This window comes from Pseudomonas sp. CFBP13528, assembly GCF_005233615.1.
Lineage (GTDB): Bacteria > Pseudomonadota > Gammaproteobacteria > Pseudomonadales > Pseudomonadaceae > Aquipseudomonas > Aquipseudomonas fluorescens_AM.
The window spans coordinates 1-1,644 of record NZ_QGAJ01000036.1 but is presented as its reverse complement, the minus strand read 5'-3'; the positions used below and the strand labels follow the sequence as shown (position 1 = coordinate 1,644).

Below are 1,644 nucleotides of genomic sequence, written 5' to 3'. Positions count from 1 at the left end.
GGAATTTAATCTTGACGATGACCTACTCTCACATGGGGAAACCCCACACTACCATCGGCGATGCATCGTTTCACTGCTGAGTTCGGGATGGGATCAGGTGGTTCCAATGCTCTATGGTCGTCAAGAAATTCGGGTACTGAGTCGTGGCCTGATGGCCTCGCTTCAGCAAATTGGGTATGTGACAGCTGTCGGTGTTTTGTGAGCGTCGAACTTTCGGTTCATCTCGTCTTCACACACCGCAATCTGATGCTCGTTAGAGTAGTCAAATTGCTTGGGTGTTATATGGTCAAGCCTCACGGGCAATTAGTATTGGTTAGCTCAACGCCTCACAGCGCTTACACACCCAACCTATCAACGTCGTAGTCTTCGACGGCCCTTCAGGGAACTCAAGGTTCCAGTGAGATCTCATCTTGAGGCTAGTTTCCCGCTTAGATGCTTTCAGCGGTTATCTATTCCGAACATAGCTACCCGGCAATGCCACTGGCGTGACAACCGGAACACCAGAGGTTCGTCCACTCCGGTCCTCTCGTACTAGGAGCAGCCCCTCTCAAATCTCAAACGTCCACGGCAGATAGGGACCGAACTGTCTCACGACGTTCTAAACCCAGCTCGCGTACCACTTTAAATGGCGAACAGCCATACCCTTGGGACCGGCTTCAGCCCCAGGATGTGATGAGCCGACATCGAGGTGCCAAACACCGCCGTCGATATGAACTCTTGGGCGGTATCAGCCTGTTATCCCCGGAGTACCTTTTATCCGTTGAGCGATGGCCCTTCCATACAGAACCACCGGATCACTAAGACCTACTTTCGTACCTGCTCGACGTGTCTGTCTCGCAGTCAAGCGCGCTTTTGCCTTTATACTCTACGACCGATTTCCGACCGGTCTGAGCGCACCTTCGTACTCCTCCGTTACTCTTTAGGAGGAGACCGCCCCAGTCAAACTACCCACCATACACTGTCCTCGATCCGGATAACGGACCTGAGTTAGAACCTCAAAGTTGCCAGGGTGGTATTTCAAGGTTGGCTCCACGCAGACTGGCGTCCACGCTTCAAAGCCTCCCACCTATCCTACACAAGCAAATTCAAAGTCCAGTGCAAAGCTATAGTAAAGGTTCACGGGGTCTTTCCGTCTAGCCGCGGATACACTGCATCTTCACAGCGATTTCAATTTCACTGAGTCTCGGGTGGAGACAGCGCCGCCATCGTTACGCCATTCGTGCAGGTCGGAACTTACCCGACAAGGAATTTCGCTACCTTAGGACCGTTATAGTTACGGCCGCCGTTTACCGGGGCTTCGATCAAGAGCTTCGCGTTAGCTAACCCCATCAATTAACCTTCCGGCACCGGGCAGGCGTCACACCCTATACGTCCACTTTCGTGTTTGCAGAGTGCTGTGTTTTTAATAAACAGTCGCAGCGGCCTGGTATCTTCGACCGGCATGAGCTTACGGAGCAAGTCCTTCACCCTCACCGGCGCACCTTCTCCCGAAGTTACGGTGCCATTTTGCCTAGTTCCTTCACCCGAGTTCTCTCAAGCGCCTTGGTATTCTCTACCCAACCACCTGTGTCGGTTTGGGGTACGGTTCCTGGTTACCTGAAGCTTAGAAGCTTTTCTTGGAAGCATGGCATCAACCACTTCGTC

The 1,644-nt window shown here is 52.6% G+C and carries 2 rRNA genes; both read right to left on the bottom strand.

Going from position 1 to position 1,644, the window contains the following annotated elements:
* Positions 1 to 9: 9 nt before the first annotated feature.
* Positions 10 to 125 (bottom strand): 5S ribosomal RNA (rrf, locus tag PspCFBP13528_RS27440).
* A 157-nt stretch (positions 126 to 282) separates the two neighbouring features.
* A 23S ribosomal RNA gene (locus PspCFBP13528_RS27435) occupies positions 283 to 1,644 on the bottom strand; the annotation flags it as partial.